The sequence below is a fragment of the Streptomyces sp. NPDC096079 genome (assembly GCF_040303145.1).
Classification (GTDB): Bacteria; Actinomycetota; Actinomycetes; order Streptomycetales; family Streptomycetaceae; genus Streptomyces.
The window spans coordinates 1-21657 of record NZ_JBEOST010000009.1; the positions used below are offsets into that span (position 1 = coordinate 1).

The window sequence follows — 21657 nt, forward strand, 5'->3', positions numbered from 1 at the left end:
GAGGAGCTCGTCGAGCAGGCTCTGGGTGAAGGGGGTGCCCCGGTGGTCGAGGTCGGTGCCGGGCGGAGGCCGACAGCCGGGTGATCGCGGGTCCGGGGGCGCGCGTCAGCTTCCGCTCGGACTCGGCTTGGCCTGCGTCACGGGGATGTCGAAGACGTGGTTCGGGGTCACGATCTCGGTGATGGCCTGACCGAACAGCGTGCTGGGCTCGTTGCCGTCGTGCAGGACGTCCGTGTTGAGGACCACGACCAGGGTGGCCTGGGCCTCCGGCAGATAGATCGTGAGCGACTCGTAGCCCGGCAGCGAGCCGTTGTGGCCGATCCAGCCCTGGACGTTGAAGATGCCGAGGCCGTAACCCGCGCCGGCCAGGCCCGTGGGGAACGTCTTCAGCCGCTCGGCCTGCGTCTGGGGCGTCAGCAGGGTTCCGGTCGCGACCACCCGGGCCCAGGTGCGCAGGTCCTGGAGGTCGGAGATCATCGCACCGGCCGCCCAGCCCCAGGAGGGATTCCAGTCGGTGGAGTCCTCCAGCTTCCCCGAGGCGGTCTGCACCGTGTAGCCGTGGGCGTGCGGGCTGGGGAACGCGGCGTTCGTCGGGAACACCGTGTGGCGCAGCCCCGCCGGCTCGATGACGTTCTTCTGGATGAACTCGTTCAGCGGCGTCCCGCTGACCTTCTCCACCACGAGCCCGAGCAGGATCAGGTTCGTGTTGCAGTACTGGAACTCGGCGCCCGGCTGGAACTGGATCGGGTGCTTGAAGGAGTAGTCGAGCAACTCCTGCGGAGTGAAGGGCCGGTAGGGATCGGACGTGAGCGCCTTGTAGAAGTCCTCGTCCGCCGAGTAGTTGAAGAGGCCGCTGCGCATGGAGGCGAGGTTGCCCAGGGTGATCTTGTCGCCGTTCGGCACCCCGTCCACGTACTTCGAGATCGGGTCGTCCACCTTCACCTTGCCCTGGTCGACCAGTTCGAGCAGGGCGGTCACCGTGAACGTCTTGGTCTCGCTGCCGATCCGCATGTAGAGGCCCGGGTCCATGGACTGCCCCGTCGCCTTGTCGGCGACGCCGAAGGAGCGGATGTACGTGCCCTTGCCGGGCGCCGAGAGACCGACGGTGACGCCCGGGACGCCCGCCTCCTTCATCACGTCCTGGACCGCGCGGTCCAGACGGGCGGCGACGGCCGGGGTGAGCTGCGGGAACTCCTCGTCCGCCGAGGGGGAGGGGGCCGCGGCCAGAAGGGCGGCCGGCCCCGAGGGCTCGGCCGCGAAGGCCGTGCCCGCGCCGACGGGGGCGACGAGGATCCCCACGGCCGCGAGGGCCGCGCAGACGCGTCGGTTACGTGTGTGCGAGTACCTCACGGCGGGCCTCCTGCCGGCCGGGGACAACACCACCTCCAGGCTAGGTCGGCGTGGTGGTCCCCGCATCGCGACCCCGCCCGTCTGTTAGGTTGCGGATTCTTCGACCCCAGGTCACGAGGGAGATGCGCACGATGGCCGTCATCCACCACACCACGATGCAGCCCACCAAACTGGAGCTCCTCGCCGAGTGGCTCCCCGGCCGCGCCTGGTACACGGCGGGGCCCGGCGGGCCGGGACCGGTCAAGGCGGGCGGCTTCCGGCTCGACGACCCCGCGGGCGAGGTCGGCATCGAGTTCATGGCGGTCACCGACGGCGCCGGGCCGGACGCGCTCACGTACCTGGTCCCGATGACCTACCGGGGCACGCCCCTGGAGGGCGCCGAGCACGCGCTCATCGGCACCTCCGAACACGGAGTCCTCGGCACCCGCTGGATCTACGACGGCGTCCACGACCCGGTGCTCGTCGCCCAGTTGTACGCCCTGCTCGCCGGCCGCGCCGAAGCGCAGGCCCAGTCCGTCGACGACACCCCCGACCCCACCGTCGCCGCCTCGCTGGCCCCCGCAGCGGCCGGAGCGGAGCTCGTACGGGCCGCGGACGGGTCCGGCCACACCGATGTGCTGGTCCACGAGGCCGGCGCCGCCGCCCCGCTGACCCTCCGCGTCCGGCGCGTCCTGCGCTCCGGCGAGGACGGCGGACCGGGCCGCGGCCGGATCGTCGCCGAATGGCGCCTCGCCGACGGCACCACCGCACGCGGCGCCTTCACCGTCGCGCTCGCGGACGGCGACCGGTAGCCGCGGGACCGCCCGCCGTCTCCCGAGCGGGGTCTCACACCCAGTTGACCTCCGCCTTCTCCAGCAGCGGGTCGTCCTCCAGCTCCCACAGCGGGACGGCGACGTTGCCCGTGCCGTAGCGGCCGCCGAAGTGCAGTCCGAGGACGCGGTGGTCGGCGAGGTCGAGGACCGGGGCGCCGCCGTTGTCGCCCAGCGTCGAGCAGTCGTGCCCCATCACGAGGCCGTCGGGGACGAACGCGGTGGCCGTCCCGGGCTGGAGGCGCTTCACGCCGTAGACGTCCATGAAGAGCCGGCGCATCGACTCGGGCTCGTCGCGCCGGCCGTCCCAGGCCGGGTAGCCGATCACGTACACCGGCCGGCCCGGCAGGTCCGCCGGCGCGTCCGCCGCCACCGCGAGCGGCGTCGGCAGGCTCGCGTCGGTCGCGGGCTCGACGCGGAGCAACGCCAGGTCGACGTCCGGGTGGACGCCGATGACGTCCGTGATCGTGTACGGCACGGCGGGTCCGCCCGGCTCGCCGTCGACGGTCGGCTCCTCCGCCGGGTCGACCCGCGCCGACATCCCGAACTCCAGGCTCCAGCGCTCGTCCTCGAAACGGCTGAACTCCGCGGCCACATGACGGGTCGTCATCACCGTGCGCGGGCCGACCAGGAAGGCCGTGCCGATCCAGTCCAGGCTGGGATGCCCGGTGACCTCCACCCGGCCGACCCGCGCGAGCGACTCCCGGATCGCGGGCCGCTGCGGTTCGAGTACCGACCACTCGTCACGCTGTACGGCGAAGTCCTGGCGCTGGACCAGGATCGCGGGCCGCCCTTCGAGGAGGACGATCGCTCCCACGCCGAAGGCCTCGTCCTCGCGGAGCTCGTCCTCGCGGTGCCCGGCCAGCTTCTCCAGGCCGCTGACCCCGGCCTCCAGGACACGGGCCCGTTCCTCGCGCGCGAAGCGGGAGATCTCGGCCGCGGGGGACGCGTCGGCGGGCGGATCGAGCACGGACTCGGCGATCTCCGCCTCCAGTTCCGCACGCACCCGCGCGGCGACCTCCCGCAGATCACCGAAGATCCGCTCCGGCCCGGCCGCCACCGGCGACACGCTCCGTGATCCGTTCGGCATGGTCGCTCACCTCGGCTGATCCCCCTCATCGTTCCACCGGCCGGAGACGGTCGCAATCGCTCCTCGCGGGCCGGGAAGGGCCGGGCCGCGACGGGCGCGCCCGCGACGGGCCGGGCCGCGACGGCGTCACGGGTGCAGCACGACGTCCTCGTACGCCTCCAGGCGCCGCCACCGCTCCTCCGGCTCGCCGTACGGGGGCATCACGTCCACGTCCGGAAGCGGCCCGAACTCCAGCTCCGTGATCTCCGCGACGTCCGCGACCGGCACCTGGTACACGCGGAAGGGTCCCAGCGGCGGCGGCGCGCCCGACGGCGTCCCGGCCAGGGCCCGCTCGGCGTCCCGGCTCAGATCGGGGCTCTGGTCGAGGACGTACGCGGCGGCGGCGAGCGCCCCGTCCTGGAGGAAGGCGGCCACCTTCCAGAACCGCAGCGGCACCTGGAGCCCTCGGTACGGCGGGTCGGAGTCCTGGAGCACCGGGCCCGTGAGCACCGCCAGCCTCCGGTCGTAGGGGGCCGCGTGGTCGAGCAGGTGGTTCTCCAGCCCCTCCCACAGCTCCCGGTCCCGATTGAAGACGTCCGCCCGGGGAGCGGCGTTGGGGTAGTGGAAGGTGTCCGCGTCGGCCGACGCCGCCACGGCCGGGGCTCCCCAGGCGACATCGGGACGGCGGACGAGGGCGCCCCGGTCGAGGCTGTTGTTCCGGTAGACCTCGTCGCCGGCCTGGTGCTCCTCCGGAAGCCGGGGGTCGTACGCCCAGCCGTGCTCGCCGGGTGTGTCGAGCCGCGGCTCCCGGCCCTCGACGCAGACGGCGGCCGAGGCCGCGAGCCGCCGGTCGGGCCGGAACACCACGGTGAAGCGGGCGTACGGCAGGATCACCGTCCCGACCGTGTGCCGGACCGGGAGCGCCAGGGGGACGACCGGGCCGAGGAAGGCCTCGTCGTAGCCGGTGCGGCCGGCGAGGGCGGCGGCACGGCGCTCGGCGGGGGTCGGGCGGCCCGGAGGCGGCGGCACGTCGGAGGGCGTCATGCGATGTACGTACCGCGTGGGGCAGGCCGCGCTCGGCACCGGACCGCAGGCCACTCGATCAGACGCCCCGGGACAGCAGAAAGGCAAGGAGGAACGACCTCTCCTTGCCACTCTCAAGATATAGCGCATGGGGGGCCTTGCGGCAAGGCCCCCTTGGTGGCGCAGAATCTCCGTCCTGAGCAAGGAACTGAGAAAAACGGGGCGTAAAGATGTTCGATGCGATCGTGGTCGGCGGCGGACCCACCGGCCTGATGCTGGCGAGCGAACTGCGGCTGCACGACGTGCGGGTCGTCGTGCTGGAGAAGCTGGCCGAGCCGACCCCGGAGTCCCGGGGCCAGGGCCTGCACGCCCGCAGCGTGGAGATCATGGACCAGCGCGGTCTCCTGGAGCGGTTCACCGCCATCAGCAAGAAGTTCCAGGTGGGCGGTCTCTTCGGCGGGGTCATGAAGGAGTGGCCCGAGCGGCTCGACACCGGCCACCCGTACGGCCTCGCCACCCCCCAGCCGGACACCGAGCGGATCCTCGACGCGCGCGCCCGGGAACTCGGCGCGGAGATCCGGCGCGGCGCCGAGGTGGTGGGACTGAGCCAGGACGGGGACGGGGTGACCGTCGAGCTCGCGGACGGTACCACCCTGCGCGCCCGCTACCTCGCCGCCTGCGACGGCGGCCGCAGCACCGTGCGCAAGCTGCTCGGCGTCGGTTTCCCCGGCGAGCCCGCGACGGTCGAGACGCTCCTCGGCGTCATGGAGGCGACCGCGGACCCGGAGTCGATCGCCGCCGCCGTCGCGGAGGTCCACAAGACCCAGCTGCGCTTCGGCCTCGCCCCGCTCGGGGACGGCACCTGGCGCGTGGTCGTGCCCGCCGACGGGGTGGCCGAGGACCGGGCGACCCCGGCCACCCTCGACGACTTCAAGCAGCGGCTGCGGGCCTTCGCGGGCACCGACTTCGGCGTGCACTCGCCGCGCTGGCTGTCCCGTTTCGGCGACGCCACCCGGCAGGCCGAGCGCTACCGGGTCGACCGGGTGTTCCTGGCGGGCGACGCGGCGCACGTCCACCCGCCCACCGGCGGCCAGGGCCTCAACCTCGGCGTCCAGGACGCCTTCAACCTCGGCTGGAAGCTGGCCGCCGCGGTCGACGGCTGGGCGCCGGAAGGGCTGCTCGACACCTACGAGGCCGAACGGCACCCGGTCGGTGCCCGCGTGCTGCGGAACACCCGCGCGCAGATGACGCTCCTCGGCGCCGAGCCCGGCCCGACGGCGCTGCGCGAGCTGTTCTCGAAGCTGATGGACTTCGAGGAGGTCAACCGGTACGTCACCGGCATGATCACCGCGGTCGACGTCCGTTACGACCTCGGCGAGGGCCATGAGCTCCTCGGCCGGCGCCTGCGGGACCTGACGCTGAAGCGGGGCCGGCTGTACGAGCTGACGCACGCCGGCCGCGGACTGCTCCTCGACCGGAGCGGACTGCTCTCGGTGGAGGGCTGGGCGGACCGCGTCGACCACGTCGTCGACGCCGGTGAGGAACTCGACGTGCCCGCCGTGCTGATGCGGCCGGACGGCCACGTCGTCTGGGTCGGCGAGGAGCAGGAGGAGCTGACCGCCCGTCTGACGGAGTGGTTCGGCGGCGCGAAGGGCTGACGCCCGGCCCCGTGACCCGGCGGGCGGCGTCCGATGTCCCGGACGCCGCCCGCCCGCCCGTTCGGGACCTGCCGTGGGACGGGCCCCCGGGGGGTGCGGGGGGACCGGGGGCCGGCCGGGCGGGCCGGTCGTGCGGATGCCGGGTCCGCCGGACGGGGGTGCGTCGTACATCGAGAAGCCGTGGGCGGGCGGGGCCACGCGTGGGTGCCGGGCGCTACGGGCGCAGCGCGGTCGCCAGTTGGGCGCGGGAGCGGACGTCGAGCTTCTGGTAGATGCGCGTCAGGCGTGCCTCCACCGTCTTCACGCTCAGGTACAGCTTCGCCGCCGCCTCCTGGTTGCTCGCGCCCTGGCCCACCAGCCGGGCCAGGCGCAGCTCCGCCTCCGTCAGCGACGAGAGCGCGGACACCGACTCCTCGCCGGCCGCGCCGGGACCCGTGCCCTCGGCCGCCGGCGTCTCGCTCACCAGGGCCAGCCACGGGACCGCCCCCGCCCGCTCGAACACCGAGGCCGCCTCGTGCAGCGCCGTCTGCGCCGCCGACCGCCGCCGGCGCCGCCGCTCGACCCGGGCCAGGGCGATCAGCGCCCGCCCCCGCTCCAGCGGCAGCCCGGCCCGCCCGAAGCTCTCGGCGGTACGGGTGAGCAGCTCGGCCGCCTCGTCCGTCCGCCCCTCCGCCGCCAGGCACAGGGCGTGCGCCCGGTCGCAGCCCAGCAGCACCGTGGACCGGCCGAGCCGCTCCGCCACCGGCCGCACCTCCGCGAGCAGCGCCAGCGCCTCGTCGCCCGCGTCCTGGGCGAGCAGCGCCTCGGCCAGCTCCTCGTGCCAGCGCAGCATCGACGGGTCCACCGTCGACTGCGCCCGCTCGTCGGCCTGGACCCGGCGCAGGGTCTCCAGGGCGGCGGTGACGTCGCCGTTGATCAGCTGGACGCGGCCGAGCGCGTACCGGCTGCGGGAGAGGAACACCCGGTCCCCCTCCTCCTCCGAGGCCTGCACGCTGCGCCGGGCGTAGCTCGCGGCCCGCGCGAAGCTGCCGCCCGCCGTCTCCGCCAGCGCGAGCGTGTACCACGCGGGACCGGGGGAGAGGCCCGCCTCCAGGGTCAGGGCGAGGGACTGGCCCGCGTGCGCCAGGGCCGCCGCGCTGGCGCCCCTGCGGGACTCGATGGCGGCGAGCGTGGAGAACAGCTCGATGGTGTCCTCCACCGAGCCGCGCCGCTGGACCAGGGGCAGCAGCGCGTTCAGCTCGTCCCGCGCGTCGTCGAGACGGTCGTCGAAAAGGGCGTGACGGATCGTCAGGATCTGGGCGGCGTTGCGGATCCCGAGCGGGCGCTCGGCCCGCTCCAGGGCGCGGGCCTGCCCGAGCACGGTCTCGGCGTCCGGGGAGCCGAGCGCCCGCTCCATCCGCGCCTGCACGGTCAGCGCCTGCGCCGCGAGCCGGGGGTCGCCCATCGAGGCGGCCAGCGCGGCCGATTCGACCGCGGCCGTCCGCGAGCGCTCCGGATCGCCGTCCGCGAGCACGTACTTGACGGCGAGCCGCAGCTGCACCGCGGCCCGCAGGGCGGTGTCCCCCTCCGAGTCCTCCATCGCGTGGACGTACATCTCGTCGAGCCCGGTGAGCCCCTGCCCCGCCGTGTCGAGCACGGCGAGCCGCGCCCTGACCCGGTCGGAGGGCACCGCGTCCCGGGCGAGCAGATCGGTGGCGGCCCGCATGGCCAGGTCGGCGCGGGCGGCGCGGGCGGCCTCCTCGGCGGCGTCCACGAGCCGCGCGATCCGCCGCGACCCGTGCCGCCCGGGGGTCGACTCGGCGGCGAGCAGGGCGAGTTCGGCGGCCAGCGCGCTGTTCCCCCGCCGCCGGGCCAGGTCGGCGGCGGCCGCGACCTCGGCGGCCAGCTCCTCGTCCGGCCGCTCGGTGGCCAGCGCCCGGTGCCGCACCGCCTCGACGGGATCGTCCACGACCTCCGCCAGGGCCGCGTGCCCGGCGCTCCGCTCGGCCCAACAGGCGTCGTGCACCAGGGTGGAGGGCAGCAGCCCGGCGGTGAAGGTCACCGAGCCGTCCTCGGAGAGCGACACCAGGTCCGCCCGCTCGGCCGCCGCGAGGTCCGCCTCCGCGGTGGGCCGCCCGGCGCGGCGCACCAGCGTCGCGGAGGGGCGCAGCGCGAGCGCGGCGAGCAGCAGCGTCTCGCGTACGGCGGGGGGCGCGGCGCCCAGGAGCTGACGGGCGAGGTCACGGGCGCGCCCGGAGAGGGTCAGGGCCTCCGCGTGGTGCACCGGGGTGCGCGCGTCGGCGAGCGAGCGGCCCACGGCCAGCGCGAGCCGCGGGTTGCCGCCGCTGGCGCGGTGGATGCGGCCTGCCATCCGGGACGGCAGCCGGTGGTGGATGAGGAGTTCGGCGATCTCGTCGGCGTGCAGCGGAGGGACGCGGAGCACGTCCGCCTCGGAGGGGACCCAGAGGTGCGCGGCGTGCGGGTCGTCGGACCGGTGGCTCTCGCGGTACGGCGCATGGGCCTCGGCGTACGGCTCCGGGGTCTCCACCGCCACCACCCGCAGCGCGGGCGGGGCGAGGTGGAGGGCGAACCGGAGCAGGTCGGCGCTGTCCGCGTCGACGTGCTGCACCCCGTCGACGACGAGCAGGACCGGACCCCGGCAGGTCAGGGCGCGCAGGATCCGGGCGATGCCGAGGCGCAGCGCGATCGGGTCCCAGCCGCCCGCGTCGATCGGCGCCTCGCGGCAGAGCATGGCGACGGCGGTGCGCTGGGGTCCCGGCAGCTGGTCGAAGACCCCGGACGCGAGCACGCCCGAATCGAGCACCCCGGATGCCGCGGCGGCCGGGGTCCCGGGTGTCCGCGGCGCTCCGGCTTCGGCGCCGGGCCCCCCGGTGCCGAGGCCCGGCCAGGTCACGGTCGCCGCGACGGAGGCCACGAGCGCGGCGGCCGCCGCCCCGGGTATCTCCCGGTCGGACGGCAGGGTCGCGAGCCACAGCACGGTCTCGCCGCGCGCCTCCGCGCGGGCCGCCTCGGCGAGGGCGACCTCGGTCTTCCCGACGCCGGCGGGTCCGGTGAGCAGGGCGCGGCCACGGGTGTGGAGGGCGCGTTCGAGCCGGGTGAGGAGTTCCTGCCGGCCCACCGGGGCAGGGCTCTGTGGAGCTGTCGTCACTGTCCACCACCTCCGGCCCCTCGGGGCCCGGCCCATGAACCCCGTGCGCAGAGGATACGGAGCCCACCGGCACAGTCCAGGCCCCTTGTCCGGCATTCGGACAGACGGCTTCGTCGGCGTGTGTCCCCCAACGCCAGGACGCGCCAGTGGTGTAGACCACGGGCGCGTCGCTGACCAGCAAGGATGCTGATGTGGGGGGTGGTTCAGAGGTGGTGCGGTGGTGCGTCAGAAGGTGAGGCTCCACGAGTTGATGTAGCCGGTGTCACCCGAGGCCACATCGCGGACCTGGAGCTTCCAGGTGCCGTTGGCGACCTCGCTCGACGCGTCGACCGTGTACGTGGTGATGACGTTGTCGGCGCTGTCCGAGGACGAGGAGGCCTTCAGGTTGCGCACCGTGCCGTCGGGGGCGACCAGGTCGACGACCAGGTCCCCGCGCCAGGTGTGCTTGATGTCCACGCCGACCTTGAGGGTGGCGGGGGCGTTGCCCGTGAGGCCGGTGACGGCGATCGAGGACGACACGGTGGTGTTGTCCGGGATCTGCACGTCCGTCGCGTTGGTGAAGACGGTGCCGGTCGGCGGGGTCGTGTTGAGGACCGCGTCCACCGACTTCGCGGAGTCGGCGATGCCGGTGCCGCAGCCGCCGGTGCAGGTGCCGGGCAGCGGGCGGGCGTTGCTCTTGATCGCGGACTCGATCTCGGCCGGGGTGAGGGTGCTCTTGGCCGACTTCAGGAGGGCGGCGAGACCGGCGATGTGCGGAGCCGCCATCGAGGTGCCCTGGTAGGGCTTGTACGTCTCGGTCGACTGGGTCGTCAGACCCGAGTTCAGCGTGGAGTAGATGCCGTTCTCGGGGGTGGTGACGGTACCGGGCGTGTCCGTCGAGCGACGGGTCTCGCCGCCGGGCGCGGCCACGTCCACGATGGTGCCGTAGTTGGAGTAGTACGACCGGTTGCCCTCGCGGCTGGTCGACGCCACGGTGATGACGTTGGAGCAGTTCGCGGGGGTGAAGCCGGAGGCGTTGGCGTTGCTGTTGCCCGCGGCGACGACGACGGTGGTACCGCGCGAGACGGCGCCGTTGATCGCGGTCTGGTAGACGCTCGGGCAGGTGGCGCTGGCGCCGCCCAGGCTCAGGTTGATGACCTTCGCCGGGTTCGCGTTGGCCGGGACGCCGGGCACGGTGCCGCCGGAGGCCCAGGTGATGGCGTCGGCGATGTCGGAGGACGAGCCGCCGCACTTGCCGAGCACGCGCACGGGCTGGATCTTCGCGTTGTACGCGATGCCCGCGATGCCCTTGGTGTTGTTCGTGGTCGCGGCGATGGTGCCGGCCACGTGGGTGCCGTGCCAGGAGGAGTTGGAGGCGGTGGAGCCGGTGCCGCACTCGCCGGCGGTGGCGTTCCAGTCGCCCTCGTCCTTCGGGTCCGCGTCGCGGCCGTTGCCGTCGCGGGCGTCGGCGGAGGTCGAGATGAAGTCGTAGCCGGCGACGACGTTGCCCGCCACGTCCGAGTGGGCGGCGTAGCCGGTGTCGATGACGGCGACGGTGACGCCGGAGCCGGTCGTCTTGTCCCAGGCCGCAGGAACGTTCATGCCACCGGTGGGCTCGAAGAGGTCCCACTGCTTGGCGTAGTCGGTGTCGTCGGGGGCGACCGCCATCGCGTAGGCGCGGATGTCGGGCTCGACCGAGGCGACGGCCGGGTCGGCGCGGAACGCGTCCATGACCTCGGTCACGTCCTGCTTGGTCGCCTGGCCGCCCAGGTTCACGAGGGCGCCACCGCCGGCGAGGCGGCGCTCGAAGGAGAGCTTCTCGCCCGTCTTCGCGGCCTTCTCGGCCGTGTCGCTCTTCGCGGCGGTGTTGGAACCGGCCTCGGCGGTGCGGGTCTTGTAGGTGACGATCAGCTTCTCGACGGGGGCGCTCGGCAGCGCCCGCATCGACTGCGAAGCCGGGACCGGCTTCGGGGTGGCAGCGACCGGGGCGGCGGCGAACGCCCCGGAGGTCATGGCAGCGGCACCGAGGATCGCGGCGCTCGCGACCACGGATATGACTCTCCGCCTGGAACCGTTCAAGGTGTGGCCCTTTCGAGTACGACGTGACTGCGGAGCAGTGGCGGCGGCGCGGGACACGCGGGGCGAAGTGGGGTCGCGTCCGTCGTTCCCTGGGCTTGGGGGGCCCGTGCGCCGCCACCGGCGCGACGGCCCGGGTCAAGGCCGTCACCGGCGGACAGCACCCCCTCCGCATGCACCTGTCAGGGTGCGCTCGGGGGATGATATCTGCCGGTGCGGAGGACAGTAGGGAACGGGGTGGTGAACCCGATACGGGGAAAACCCTTGTCACCCCTCACCGGCCGGCGGGGGTCCGGCGAGGGGAGGCCACGAGGCACCCCCGGAGAGCCGGAGCGCCCGCCGCGTCAGGGTATGCGGTGGGGATGTGGGCCGGTGAGCGGGGGTACGCGCCGTCACACGGGGCTGCGCGGGCCGGTGCGACGGGCGCGGGACGAGGGTTCCGGAGGGTTGGGCGGGAGCCCCGGGGGGCTTCGGGGTGCGGGGGTTTCCAGGGTCGCAAAGGCGTCGGAGTGCGGGCGCTTCGAGGCCGGGGCTTCGGGGTGCGGGGGTTTCGAGGCTCGGGAGGGCGTCGGAGTGCGGGAGCTTCGGGGGTGGGCGGTGCGGGGGTGAGGGGTGTCGGCCGGGGTGCGGGGCGTCAGCCGAGTTCGAGGGTCGTGATGCCGAAGACGCGCTCGCGGGCCACCGGGCGGACCGGGCCCGTGTACATCCGCGCCGTCTCGAACGTCGGCTCCAGACCCCGCTCCTCGGCCAGCGCCGCCGCCGCCGGATTCGCCTCCGGCATGTCGACCGCGATCCGGTCCGCCCCGAACTCCCGCGCCTCGGCGGCGAGCCCGTCCAGCAGGGCGGCCGCGTCCGCCGGGGTGTCCGCGAACAGTGGCCCCACGCGCGCCTCGTCCTCGGCGGGACGAACCACCCCGAACCCGGTCAGACGTCCCTCGGTGACACGCGCCAGCGCCCGATGGCCGGGCGTCGACAGCCAGGCGTCCAGGAAGCGGGGCCGGTCGGCGTGATGACAGGCCGAGTCGTACGCGGCGAGGGCGGCCCGGTCGACCCGCTCGGCCGCCACCAGGCCGGCCACGGGGCGGTCGGGAGCCGGGACCTCGCCCACGTACCGCGCGGTGCGGTGCGCCGGCGCGAAGCCGGAGCGGCGGTAGTTGTCCTGCTGCGCCGGGACCCCGTCGAGCCCGACCGTCCGCCCGCCCGCGTGGGCGAGCGCGGCGCGCCAGGTGGCGAGGCCGTGCCCGAGGCCGCGGAGTTCGGGGCGGACGAGGTAGAAGCCCAGGAAGGCGTAGGAGTCGTCGTAGGTGACGACCGAGACGGCGGAGACGGGCTCCCCGTCGACCCGCCCGAGGAAGAACCCGGCGGGGTCCTGCGCGAAGAACGCCGACGCGTCGGAGCGTCCGGGGTTCCAGCCCTCCTCGGCGGCCCAGGACCGCACGAGCGCCCACTCCTCCTGGGTGGCGGAGGAGACGGAGAGCGAACCGGAGGAGACGGAGGTCATGGGGTGTCCTTCGACGGCCGGGAGGCGGGCGGGCACCTGAGTGGTCGGAACCCGGGCAAACCGCGCCGAGCATAACGCCGCGCGGCGCGGCCCCGACCCCCGACCGACCACTTTCGGCCGCGGGCTCCCGTCGGGCGGCGGGCCGTTCAGTGGATCAGGTGGAGGCGGGTGCTCGCCGTCGTGAGGCGGATCGTCTGACCCCAGGTCAGTTCCAGCGCGTCCGACTCCACGCCGTCGCCGAAGGCGACGAGCCGGTCCGACTCGACGGTGAGCCGCAGGCCGTGTCCCGGGTCGAGCAGCCCCTCGACCCGGGACGTCCCCGTCGCCGGCGACGGCCAGGCCTCGCGGACGAACCACGCGAGCCGCCCGTCCGACGGCGCGGGCAGCGCGAGCGCGCTGGAGCGCTGCTCCCACAGGGAGCGGAGCCAGCCCGTGGCGCCCGTCCCGGTGCCGACCAGGACGCCCGAGGAGGCCTGGGGCTCGGGCGGGACCTCCGCGCCGTCGAGGTCCAGGGTGTAGCGGGCGGTCTGGTGGCCGGGCGGGCCGACGTAGATCTCGTTCAGCGCGAGGAGCCGCTGCCGGTCGTCGGTGACGGCCTCGACCATCGTCAGCTCGTCGACCGCGGCCCCGGCCCCCGCCGCGTACGGCAGCAGCCGCCGCGCCCGGTCCGGCCGGTGCCGGACCAGGACGCCCGCGTTGCGCCCGGGATCGGCGTCGATGCCGATGACGGGCTGCCCGGTGAGGTACTTGGCCGCGTTGGCGACGAGGCCGTCCTGCCCGACCACCACGACGACGTCCTCGGGCCCGAACAGGAAGCGGTCCAGGTCGGCGCGCTCCACCCTGGTCTGGCGCCACGTCAGCGGCACCGCGCCCGCGACCTCGGCGAGCGCCCGCCGGGTGCGCTCGTGGCGTTCGCGCACCGCGTCGACCGAGCGGCCGCGCGCGGCGAGGAAGAACGCGGCCTGCCCGTGCGTCCCGTGCCGGGCGAGCAGCTCCTCGTACTCCGTGGTCCGGTGCACGAGCACCGCGCGCGGCGCGAGGCTCACGGCCGCGCCCCGCCCTCGCCGCCCAGCTTGGCGAGGAGTCCGGTCAGCACGTCGGGGGAGAGCGTGAGGTGCTCGATGCGCGGCAGGTTCTCCGCGGCCCGCGTCACCGCCAGGGCGTGCAGGGTCGCCGGGTCGGCCTCCGTGTGTGCCCGCAGCCACGCCGCCTGCGCCCCGGCGCGGGCCTCGCCGACCTCCCGTGCGGCCTCGGCCTCCGCGCGGGCCAGCCGGACCTTCCGTACGGCCTCGGCCTCGGCCCGTACCGCGTCGGCGGCCGCGTTCTCCTCGGCCTCGCGGCGGGCGTTGGTGCCGCGCTGTTCGACGAGGCGTTCCTCCTGCCGGGCGAGTTCGATCTTGCTGGCGAGTTCGTTCTCGGCGATGGCGCGTTCCCGCTCGACGGCGACCGCGCGGCGCTCGTAGGTGGCCCGGTCGGCCTCCTGCTGGATCTGCTCGCGCGCGGGCGTGCGCAGGGCGCGCTCGACCTCCGGCTCGGGGCGGATCGCGACGACCCGGACCGCGACGACCTCGATGCCGGTGTCCGGGAGGCGCGGTTCGTCGGCGAGTCCGGCCGCGACGCGGTCCCGCACCGCCGCGACGCCGTCGACGAGCGCGGCGGCGAGCGTGGTCCTGGCGAGGACGTCGAGGGCGTGCTGCTGGGCGGTCTCGGTGAGGAGGGTGGCGAGCTGCTCCAGCGGGGTGCCGCGCCACGCGCCCGTGTCGGGGTCGATGGAGAAGTCGAGCCGGGTGGCCGCGGCGGCGGGGTCGCCGATCCGGTAGGTGACGGTGGACTGCACGCTCACGTCCTGGAAGTCCGCGGTGCGGGCGTGGAAGGCCATCGCGAGTTCGCGGTCGTTCACCGGCACCTCGGAGAGGGCGGCGGTGAGCGGCCGGAACCAGAAGCTCAGCCCGGCGCCGTCGTGGACGAGCCGGCCGCTGCGCTGGTGGCGGATGTGGGCGGTGGGCGCGGAGCGCAGATGCCGCCAGCCGGCCCGCCGGGTGATGTCAGCCATGGAACCCCCTTGTCGTCATCATGACGATAGGGGGTTCGGCTGATTGTCGTCAAGATGACGAATACGGGCGGGGTGTCGGGGGTGCTGGGGGTACTGGGGGTACCGGCGGGTACGGGCTTGCCGGTACGGGCTGTGCCGGGGGTGCCACGGGTGCCGGCGGTGCCGGGGGTGCCGCCTCAGCCGGCGACCGGGGCGGGCGCGGGCCCGGTCGCGGGCACCGGATCCGTCTCCGGAGCCGAGAGCCCCGGGAGGTCGGGCAGGCCGGGCAGGTCGGGCAGGCCGGGGAGTCCGGGAAGGTCCGAGAGGCGGGGGCCGGGCATCGGCAGGGCCTCCGCGACGGCGGTCCGCGTCTCGGATGGCGCCACCGCTTCCGGCGTGCCCCCCTTCGTCAGCAGCACCACGCCCCGCGCCGCGACCAGCGATGCCCCCGCCGCGACCAGCCAGCCCCAGGCGCCCGCCCGGAAGGTCTCCCCGAGCAGCGCCACGCCGATCACCGCGGCCGCCGCGGGGTTGGAGAGGTTGACGACGGCCAGCGGGGCCGCGAGGCCGCCGCGGTAGGCGGCCTGGGAGAGCAGCAGGCCGCCGCTGGCGAAGGCGGATATGAGCACCGCGAGGATCGCGGTCTGCCACCACGTCGGCTCGGTGCCGGGCAGTTCGAGCGCGAGCGCGGCGGTCAGCGTCTGGGTGAGGGCCGAGGCGACGCCCGAGGCGATCCCGGAGGCCGTCGCGTGTCCCAGCCCGCGCCGGGCCGGACCGTCGGTCCCGCCGTGCTCGCGGCCGTGCAGCCGTCCGGAGGCCAGTACGGCGATGAGGAGCGCGGTCGCCGCCGCGACGATCAGGGACTCGCGCAGGCTGAGTGCCTCGCCGGGGGCCGCGGGTCCGGTGACGGCGACGAGCCCGACGAGTCCGCCCAGGGTCCACAGGGCGCCGCGCCATTCGGTACGGGTCACCCGGCGCCGCGCGCAGTACGCGCCCAGCGGGAGTGCCGCCACGAGCGTCAGCGCGCCGAGCGGCTGCACCAGGGTCAGGGGCCCGTAGTGCAGTGCGGCCACGTGGGCGAGGGCGCCGGCCGCGTTGAGGCCGACCGCCCACCACCACTGGCCGCGCGCGAGCAGGGCGCGCAGCGCGCCGCGCCCGTCGGGGGCGGCGGGGGAGGCGGCGGCGAGCCGGGACTGGGCGACGGCGGCGAGCGCGTACCCGGCGGCGGAGACGAGGGAGAGGAGGACCGCGAGCGCGGTGCCGGCGGCGGGGTTCATCGCAGGGCTCCGACCGGGAGGGGCGCCGCACCGAGCGGGCGAGGTACGGGTGGGGGCGTCGTCCGCCGGCCGGGCGCGCGGACGGCGAGCAGCGCGAGGCCGAGGAGGGCGGCGGCGGCGAGCGCGTCGAACCAGTAGTGGTTCGCGGTGCCGACGATGACGAGCAGGGTGAGCAGCGGGTGCAGCAGCCAGAGGAGCCGCCAGCGGGACCGGGTGGCGGCGATCAGGCCGATCGCGACCATCAGGGCCCAGCCGAAGTGCAGCGACGGCATGGCCGCGAACTGGTTCGCCATCGAGTCCGTCTCCGGCGTCGCGCCGTAGACGGAGGGGCCGTACACCTGGGCGGTGTCGACGAGTCCGGAGGCGGCGAGCATCCGGGGCGGGGCGAGCGGCATCAGCAGGTGGAGCGCGAGCGCGGCGCCGGTGGTGAGGGCGAGCACCCGGCGCGACCACAGGTAGTGCGCGGGGCGGCGCCAGTACAGCCAGACCAGGAAGGCGATGGTGGCGGGGAAGTGCACGGCCGCGTAGTACGTGTTGGCCGCCTGGACCAGCGGTTCGCCGTGCAGGAGCAGCTGCTGGACCGTTCCCTCGCCCGGCAGGTGGATCGCGCGCTCGGCGTCCCAGACACGGTCGGCGTTGCGGAAGGCGCGGGTCTCGTGGCCGTTGGCGAAGAGCCGGCCGCACTTGTACACGAGGAAGAGCGCGGTGACGAGCAGGAGCTCGCGCAGGAGCGGCGGCCTCGCGGAGGCTTCGCCCCCGGGATCCGGCGGGTCCTCCGGGGCCTCGGTCCCGTCGCCCCGGGCCGGGACGGGGGGAGGGGTCGTCCCCGGTCCTGCAGGACGTGGTCCTCGTATCCCGCCTACCCCGACAGCCATCGCGCGGCCCTCTTAATCCGTCAAATCGCCAACAAACGGAGTGAGCCTAGATCCGATTTCATCGAGACGCAAGCGTCTCGATACGTTTGCGTCTCGATTGTGCACCCCCTACTCTCGTATGTGCAGAGACAGAGGTGTCCGGGAGGGATCGATGTCCACTCAGGCCGCGACCGCGGCAGCCCGTCGCAGCAAGATCACGCCGGAGCGCGAGACCGAGCTGTACGACGCCGTGCTCTGCCTCCTCCGCGAGGGCGGCTACGACTCGGTGACCATGGAGGGCGTCGCCGCCCGCACCAAGTGCGGCAAGGCCACCCTCTACCGCCAGTGGGGCACCAAGCCCCAGCTCGTGACCGCCGCGCTCGCCCAGCGCCGCTGTACCGTCTTCACCGGCATCGACACCGGCACCCTCGCCGGCGACCTCAGGGAGGCCGCCCGCGTCGCCGCCTCCCGCCGTGACCGGGACGCCGAGCTCATGGAGGCCGTCGCCCAGGCCTACATCCAGCACCCCGACCTGCGCGCCGCGCTCCGCGAGACCGTCATCGCCCCCGAGGTCGCGGCCATCGACGCCGTCGTGGCCCGCGCGGTCGAGCGGGGCGAGGTCGCCGCCGACAACCCGGCGATCGGATTCGTCGCCCCCAGCTTCATGGGCATGCTCCGCATCGAGCGGATCTTCGAGGAGCGCTTCGCGGACGCCTCGACGATCCCCGCCTTCGTCGACGCCGTCCTCCTCCCGGCCCTGGGCGTCCGGGGCTGAAACCGGGCCCCGCGCCGCGCGTCGGGGCCGGTGACGCCCCGTCCCGTCCCGCACCCTGGGACCATGGCCGCAAGCACCCCCGACGTCCGTGTCCGCCGCGTCTACGACGACCCGTCACCCGACGACGGCGTACGCGTCCTCGTCGACCGGCTCTGGCCGCGCGGCCTGAAGAAGACGGACGCCCGGATCGACGAGTGGCCCAAGGCGCTCACCCCGTCCACCGAACTCCGCCGCTGGTACCACGGCACCGAGGGCGCGTACGAGGAGTTCCGCCGCCGCTACGAGGCCGAACTGGACGCCCCGGCGGCCGCCGAGGCGCTCGACCGGCTCCGGGACCTCGCGACCGCCGGGACCGTCACCCTCCTGACGGCCGCGAAGGACCCGTCCGCGAGCCACACGACCGTCCTGCGCGGCTTGCTAGGACAGTCCCTGAAGCCGTAGCCGGGGCGCCTGCGCGGCGGCGTCCACGCCGTCCCCCGTCCCGTCCTCCGTACGGTCGGCCAATTCCCGCGCCCACGCCACCAGTCCGCCGACATCGATCCCGTACGCCCCGGGGACGCGACGCGCGCCCGCCAGGCGGTCCGCGCCGCGACGCAGCAGCCTGGCCCCGCCCGCCGCGTTGCCGCGCGCCGCGTGCGTCAGGCCGACGGCGAGCTGCGCGAGCCCCTGCCACAGGTCCCGCTCCGCCTCCGGGCCGGACTTCCAGGCGTCCTCGAAGACCTCGTGCGCGTGGAACGGCATCCCCGCGTCGAGCAGCCGCTGCGCCTCGCGCAGGGTCTCCCCGGGCGCGCGGACGACGCCCTCGGGCTGCCGGGGCACCCCCTCCGCCCCGTACGGCAGCGGTCGGCCGAGCCCGTCCCGGGGCCGGGCGCTGCGGGCACGCCCCTCCTCGTCCCGGTCCCTGCGGCCGCCGTCCCCGGCGCCCCGCCCAGGCCCGTCGACACCCCCGGCACCGTCTCGTCCGCCGCCCCCGGCGCCCCGCCCAGGCCCGTCGACACCCCCGGCACCGTCTCGTCCGCCGCCCCCGGCGCCGCGCCCGCCGTCGTCGCCGGTACCGTCAGTTCCGGTGCCGTGGTCACCCGTTGTCCGGTTCACCCTCCCATTGTCGCCCGTCGGACGATCACGAGCGCTAGGCTCGACGATCCGGCGCTGTTCCGGTCCGCGCGGGTGGTGCCGGACGCGTCATGCCAACAGTTCGTGTGGGGAGTGAGTCACCGGTGCCGACGGATCCCGAACAGTCGCCGCCCGCAACGCCGTTCGCGCCCGGCGTCTCCGACGCGGAGCGGGGCGCTCTGCTCGAACGCGGTCCCGAGCTCGCCGCGGCCGCCCACGCCGTGGACGAACTCGTCGCCGGAGCGGCGGCGGGCGGCCCCGGCCGCGGCGGCATACTCGTCTACCGGGGCGACGCCGGCATAGGGAAGACCGCCCTCCTCGGCGAGATCCACCGCACCGCCCGCGACCGCTGCACCGTGCTCACGGCCCGCGGCGGCGAGACGCTCACCTCCGTCCCCTTCCACCTCACCCGTCAACTGCTCCAGCCCGCCCTCGACGGCTTCGCCGCCGACGAGGTGCGGCAGCTCTTCGGCGACCACTTCGACCTCCTGGCGCCCGCGCTCGGCCTCGCCGCGCCCTCCTCCGACGCGCCCGCCGACCCGCAGGGCGTGCTCCTCGGCCTCGCCCGGCTCCTGGACCGCCTCGCGGACCGGCTGCGGGACCGGCCGCCCGTGCTGCTCGTGGACGACATCCACTGGGCCGACGCCGAATCCCTCGCCTGGCTCGACACCTTCACCCGGACCCGGCCCGGCGGCCGGCTGCCCGTCCTCGTCGTCCTCGCCCACCGGCCGTTCGTACGGGAGCCGCAGGGGCCCGGCAGGGCCGCGACGCTCGCCGCGCTCGCGGACCGCGCCGTGCTCACCCTCGGCCTGCACGCCCTCACGTCCGGCGCCACCGCCGCGCTGGCCCGGGACACGCTCGGCGGGCACGCGGACGAGCCGTTCTGCCGCGAACTGTGGACGGTGACCTCGGGCAACCCGTACGAGACGGTCGAACTGCTCGCCAAGGCCCGCGACCGGATGCTCGAACCGGTCGCCGGTTCCGCGGGCCTCCTCCGCGGCCTCGGTGCCGGAGCCCGGGGAGGCGGACTCGTCGCCCGCCTGGAGGAGCTCGGCAGCGGCCCGACCCGCCTCGCCTGGGCGACGGCGGTCCTCGACACGGACAGCACGCCCGAACTCCTGGAGGCCCTCACCGGCCTCGGCGCGAAGCAGGTCGCCGAGGGCACCGCGCTCCTCCGCGCCGCCAGGATCGTGACGGCCCCCACGTCCGGACGGAACGGACTCGCCCTCGTGCCCGTCCCGCCGCTGGAGTTCACGCACCCGCTCATCGCGACCGCCGTGTACGGCTCCGTGCCCCCGGGCGTACGCACCGCCATGCACGGACGCGCCGCCTGGGCGCTCACCCAGGCCGGCCACGGACCGGCCGCCGTCTCCCGCCACCTCCTCGAAGTGCACCCCGACGACGACCAGGACGTCGTGGCACGCCTGCGGGCCGCCGCCGTCGAACACCTCGCCGTCGGAGCGCCCGACGCGGCCCGCCGCTGCCTGGAGCGCGCGCTCACCGAACCGCCCGGCCCGGACGCGTACGCCCGCGTCCTGTACGAACTCGGCTGCGCCTCCCTGCTCACCGCGCCCGCCTCCACCGTCAGGCACCTGCGCTCCGCGCTCGAACTGCCCGGCCTCGACGACGAACTGCGCATCGACGCGACCTACCGGCTCGTCCAGGCCCTCGCCCACAACAACCAGCTCCAGGAGGCCGCGCGGGCCGCCGCCGTCGAGTACGCCAGGACCCCGCCCGGCACCGGCCGACGGCGGCTCCAGGCCGCGCACTTCATCTACGAGGGGTTCCAGGCCGCCGAGGAGGACGGCCCCGGCCGCTCCCGCCGACTGGCCGAGCTCACCGCCGGTCTCACCGGCGCCGACAACTCCGAGCGGGCCCTCATCACCGTCCGCGGCTTCGACGCGACGATGCGCGGCGAACCCGCCACCGAGGTCGTACGGCTCTGCGACCTCGCGCTCGTCGACGGCGTGCCCGCCCGTGGCCTCGGCTGGACCGACCCCGTCTGGGGCTTCGAGCTCCCGGCCTTCACCGGCATCGCCTACGCCTTCGCAGACCGCCCCGACCGGGCCGAGGCCCTCTTCACCGAGGCGGTCCGGGCGTTCGAGATCTCCGGCTGGAGCGGCGCCCACCTCGCCTTCGGCCACACCCTCCTGGGCCTGGTCCACCGGCGCCGCGGCGATCTGCCCCGCGCCCAGCACCACCTGGAGGAAGGGCTGCGCCTCGCGGACCGCGTCGGGGACGGCCTGCCGGTCCACTGGGACACCGCGTGCCTGCTCGTCGACACGCTCGTCGCCCGGGGCCGCATCCCCGAGGCGCGGGCCGTCGCCGACCGGTACTCCTTCGGCCCGCCCTGGCCGGGCGCGATCGTCCTCCCGGACGGCCCCAGCGTCCTCGGCAGGCTGCTGCTCGCCGAGGGCCGCGTCGACGAGGCCGTGTCCACCCTGGAGGGGGCCGCCGAGGCGCTGACCGTCCGGGGCCGCCACCACATCGTCTGGGCCCCGTGGCCGCTCGACCTCGCCCGCGCGCTCGCACCCACCGATCCGAAGCGCGCCGAGCGGATCGCCCGCGAGGCCCTCGGGCACGCGGAACGCCTCGGCACCCACACCGCCCTCGGCGAGGCCCTGCGCTGCCTGGCCCTCTTCGCCGACCCGGACGAGTCCCGCCGCCTCCTGGAGCGGGCCGTCGACCACCTCGCGGCGTCGCCGTCCCGCTACGAGGAAGCCCGCGCCCGCTGCGACCTCGCCCACGCCACCGGCTCCGCCACGACGCTCGCCGAGGCGAAGGCCCTGGCCGCCACCTGCGGCGCCGACCTCCTCACCCCGGACACCGTGACAGCCCGTGCGTCATCCCACCCCCGCGAGTGAGGTAATGTTTTCCCTGCACGGCACCGAGGGGGAAACCCCCCGGAGACGCGCATCGGGACGTGGCGCAGCTTGGTAGCGCACTTGACTGGGGGTCAAGGGGTCGCAGGTTCAAATCCTGTCGTCCCGACT

Annotated in this window: 15 protein-coding genes, 1 tRNA gene and 1 pseudogene; 6 read left to right on the forward strand and 11 right to left on the reverse strand. The window is 75.1% G+C overall.

Features of this window, described 5'->3' with window-relative positions:
* Nucleotides 1-105: 105 nt before the first annotated feature.
* On the reverse strand, nucleotides 106-1350 hold the full coding sequence (locus ABTY59_RS19390) for a serine hydrolase domain-containing protein (protein WP_352020208.1): 1245 nt from the start codon (nucleotides 1348-1350) through the stop codon (nucleotides 106-108).
* A 131-nt stretch (nucleotides 1351-1481) separates the two neighbouring features.
* Here ABTY59_RS19390 and ABTY59_RS19395 point away from each other — a divergent pair, with 131 nt between their 5' ends.
* On the forward strand, nucleotides 1482-2141 hold the full coding sequence (locus ABTY59_RS19395; RefSeq protein ID WP_352020209.1) for a maltokinase N-terminal cap-like domain-containing protein: 660 nt from the start codon (nucleotides 1482-1484) through the stop codon (nucleotides 2139-2141).
* 34 nt (nucleotides 2142-2175) lie between these two features.
* Here ABTY59_RS19395 and ABTY59_RS19400 read toward each other — a convergent pair whose 3' ends face one another.
* A complete protein-coding gene (locus ABTY59_RS19400; RefSeq protein ID WP_352020210.1) occupies nucleotides 2176-3249 on the reverse strand; it encodes a trypsin-like serine peptidase in 1074 nt (357 codons plus the stop codon).
* Between the two features lie 126 nt (nucleotides 3250-3375).
* Nucleotides 3376-4272: a DNA/RNA non-specific endonuclease gene (locus ABTY59_RS19405; RefSeq protein WP_352020211.1), complete on the reverse strand. Its 897-nt coding sequence runs from the start codon at nucleotides 4270-4272 to the stop codon at nucleotides 3376-3378.
* A gap of 209 nt (nucleotides 4273-4481) precedes the next feature.
* Between ABTY59_RS19405 and rox the strand changes: the two genes are divergently transcribed.
* A complete protein-coding gene (gene rox / locus ABTY59_RS19410; RefSeq protein ID WP_352020212.1) occupies nucleotides 4482-5909 on the forward strand; it encodes a rifampin monooxygenase in 1428 nt (475 codons plus the stop codon).
* A gap of 214 nt (nucleotides 5910-6123) precedes the next feature.
* On the opposite strand, the gene ABTY59_RS19415 is transcribed toward rox, so the two are convergent.
* The 7 genes from ABTY59_RS19415 to ABTY59_RS19445 all read right to left on the reverse strand — a co-directional run bounded on the left by ABTY59_RS19415 (nucleotide 6124) and on the right by ABTY59_RS19445 (nucleotide 16797).
* Nucleotides 6124-9057, reverse strand: coding sequence for a helix-turn-helix transcriptional regulator (locus tag ABTY59_RS19415; RefSeq protein ID WP_352020213.1), 2934 nt, complete (start codon nucleotides 9055-9057; stop codon nucleotides 6124-6126).
* A gap of 225 nt (nucleotides 9058-9282) precedes the next feature.
* Nucleotides 9283-11085 (reverse strand): S8 family serine peptidase, encoded by a 1803-nt coding sequence (locus ABTY59_RS19420; RefSeq protein ID WP_502995386.1) that lies wholly within the window; start codon nucleotides 11083-11085, stop codon nucleotides 9283-9285.
* A gap of 661 nt (nucleotides 11086-11746) precedes the next feature.
* Nucleotides 11747-12613, reverse strand: a complete 867-nt coding sequence (locus ABTY59_RS19425) for a GNAT family N-acetyltransferase (protein ID WP_352020214.1) — start codon at nucleotides 12611-12613, stop codon at nucleotides 11747-11749.
* Between the two features lie 146 nt (nucleotides 12614-12759).
* Complete coding sequence (locus ABTY59_RS19430; RefSeq protein ID WP_352020215.1) at nucleotides 12760-13659, reverse strand: NAD(+)/NADH kinase; 900 nt, start codon at nucleotides 13657-13659, stop codon at nucleotides 12760-12762.
* Nucleotides 13656-14666: an SPFH domain-containing protein gene (locus tag ABTY59_RS19435; protein ID WP_352020216.1), complete on the reverse strand. Its 1011-nt coding sequence runs from the start codon at nucleotides 14664-14666 to the stop codon at nucleotides 13656-13658. The genes ABTY59_RS19430 and ABTY59_RS19435 overlap by 4 nt, the downstream gene beginning before the upstream one ends.
* 176 nt (nucleotides 14667-14842) lie before the next feature.
* Entirely contained in the window at nucleotides 14843-15922 is a 1080-nt protein-coding gene (locus tag ABTY59_RS19440) for a DMT family transporter (RefSeq protein WP_352020217.1), read from the reverse strand.
* A complete protein-coding gene (locus ABTY59_RS19445) occupies nucleotides 15919-16797 on the reverse strand; it encodes a phosphatase PAP2 family protein (RefSeq protein ID WP_352020218.1) in 879 nt (292 codons plus the stop codon). Before ABTY59_RS19445 ends, ABTY59_RS19440 begins: the two co-directional genes overlap by 4 nt.
* Before the next feature lie 151 nt (nucleotides 16798-16948).
* Between ABTY59_RS19445 and ABTY59_RS19450 the strand changes: the two genes are divergently transcribed.
* Nucleotides 16949-17551 (forward strand): TetR/AcrR family transcriptional regulator, encoded by a 603-nt coding sequence (locus ABTY59_RS19450; RefSeq protein ID WP_352020219.1) that lies wholly within the window; start codon nucleotides 16949-16951, stop codon nucleotides 17549-17551.
* Nucleotides 17552-17614: 63 nt separating this feature from the next.
* Complete coding sequence (locus ABTY59_RS19455) at nucleotides 17615-17992, forward strand: DUF488 domain-containing protein (RefSeq protein WP_352020220.1); 378 nt, start codon at nucleotides 17615-17617, stop codon at nucleotides 17990-17992.
* Here the strand turns inward: ABTY59_RS19455 and ABTY59_RS19460 are convergent.
* A pseudogene (locus ABTY59_RS19460) lies at nucleotides 17969-18457 on the reverse strand (DUF309 domain-containing protein); the annotation flags it as partial. The gene ABTY59_RS19455 and the pseudogene ABTY59_RS19460 sit on opposite strands and share 24 nt — an antisense overlap.
* Before the next feature lie 386 nt (nucleotides 18458-18843).
* Here ABTY59_RS19460 and ABTY59_RS19465 point away from each other — a divergent pair.
* Complete coding sequence (locus ABTY59_RS19465; protein ID WP_352020478.1) at nucleotides 18844-21528, forward strand: AAA family ATPase; 2685 nt, start codon at nucleotides 18844-18846, stop codon at nucleotides 21526-21528.
* 53 nt (nucleotides 21529-21581) lie between these two features.
* Nucleotides 21582-21655, forward strand: a tRNA-Pro gene (locus ABTY59_RS19470).
* The last annotated feature ends 2 nt before the right edge of the window (nucleotides 21656-21657 follow it).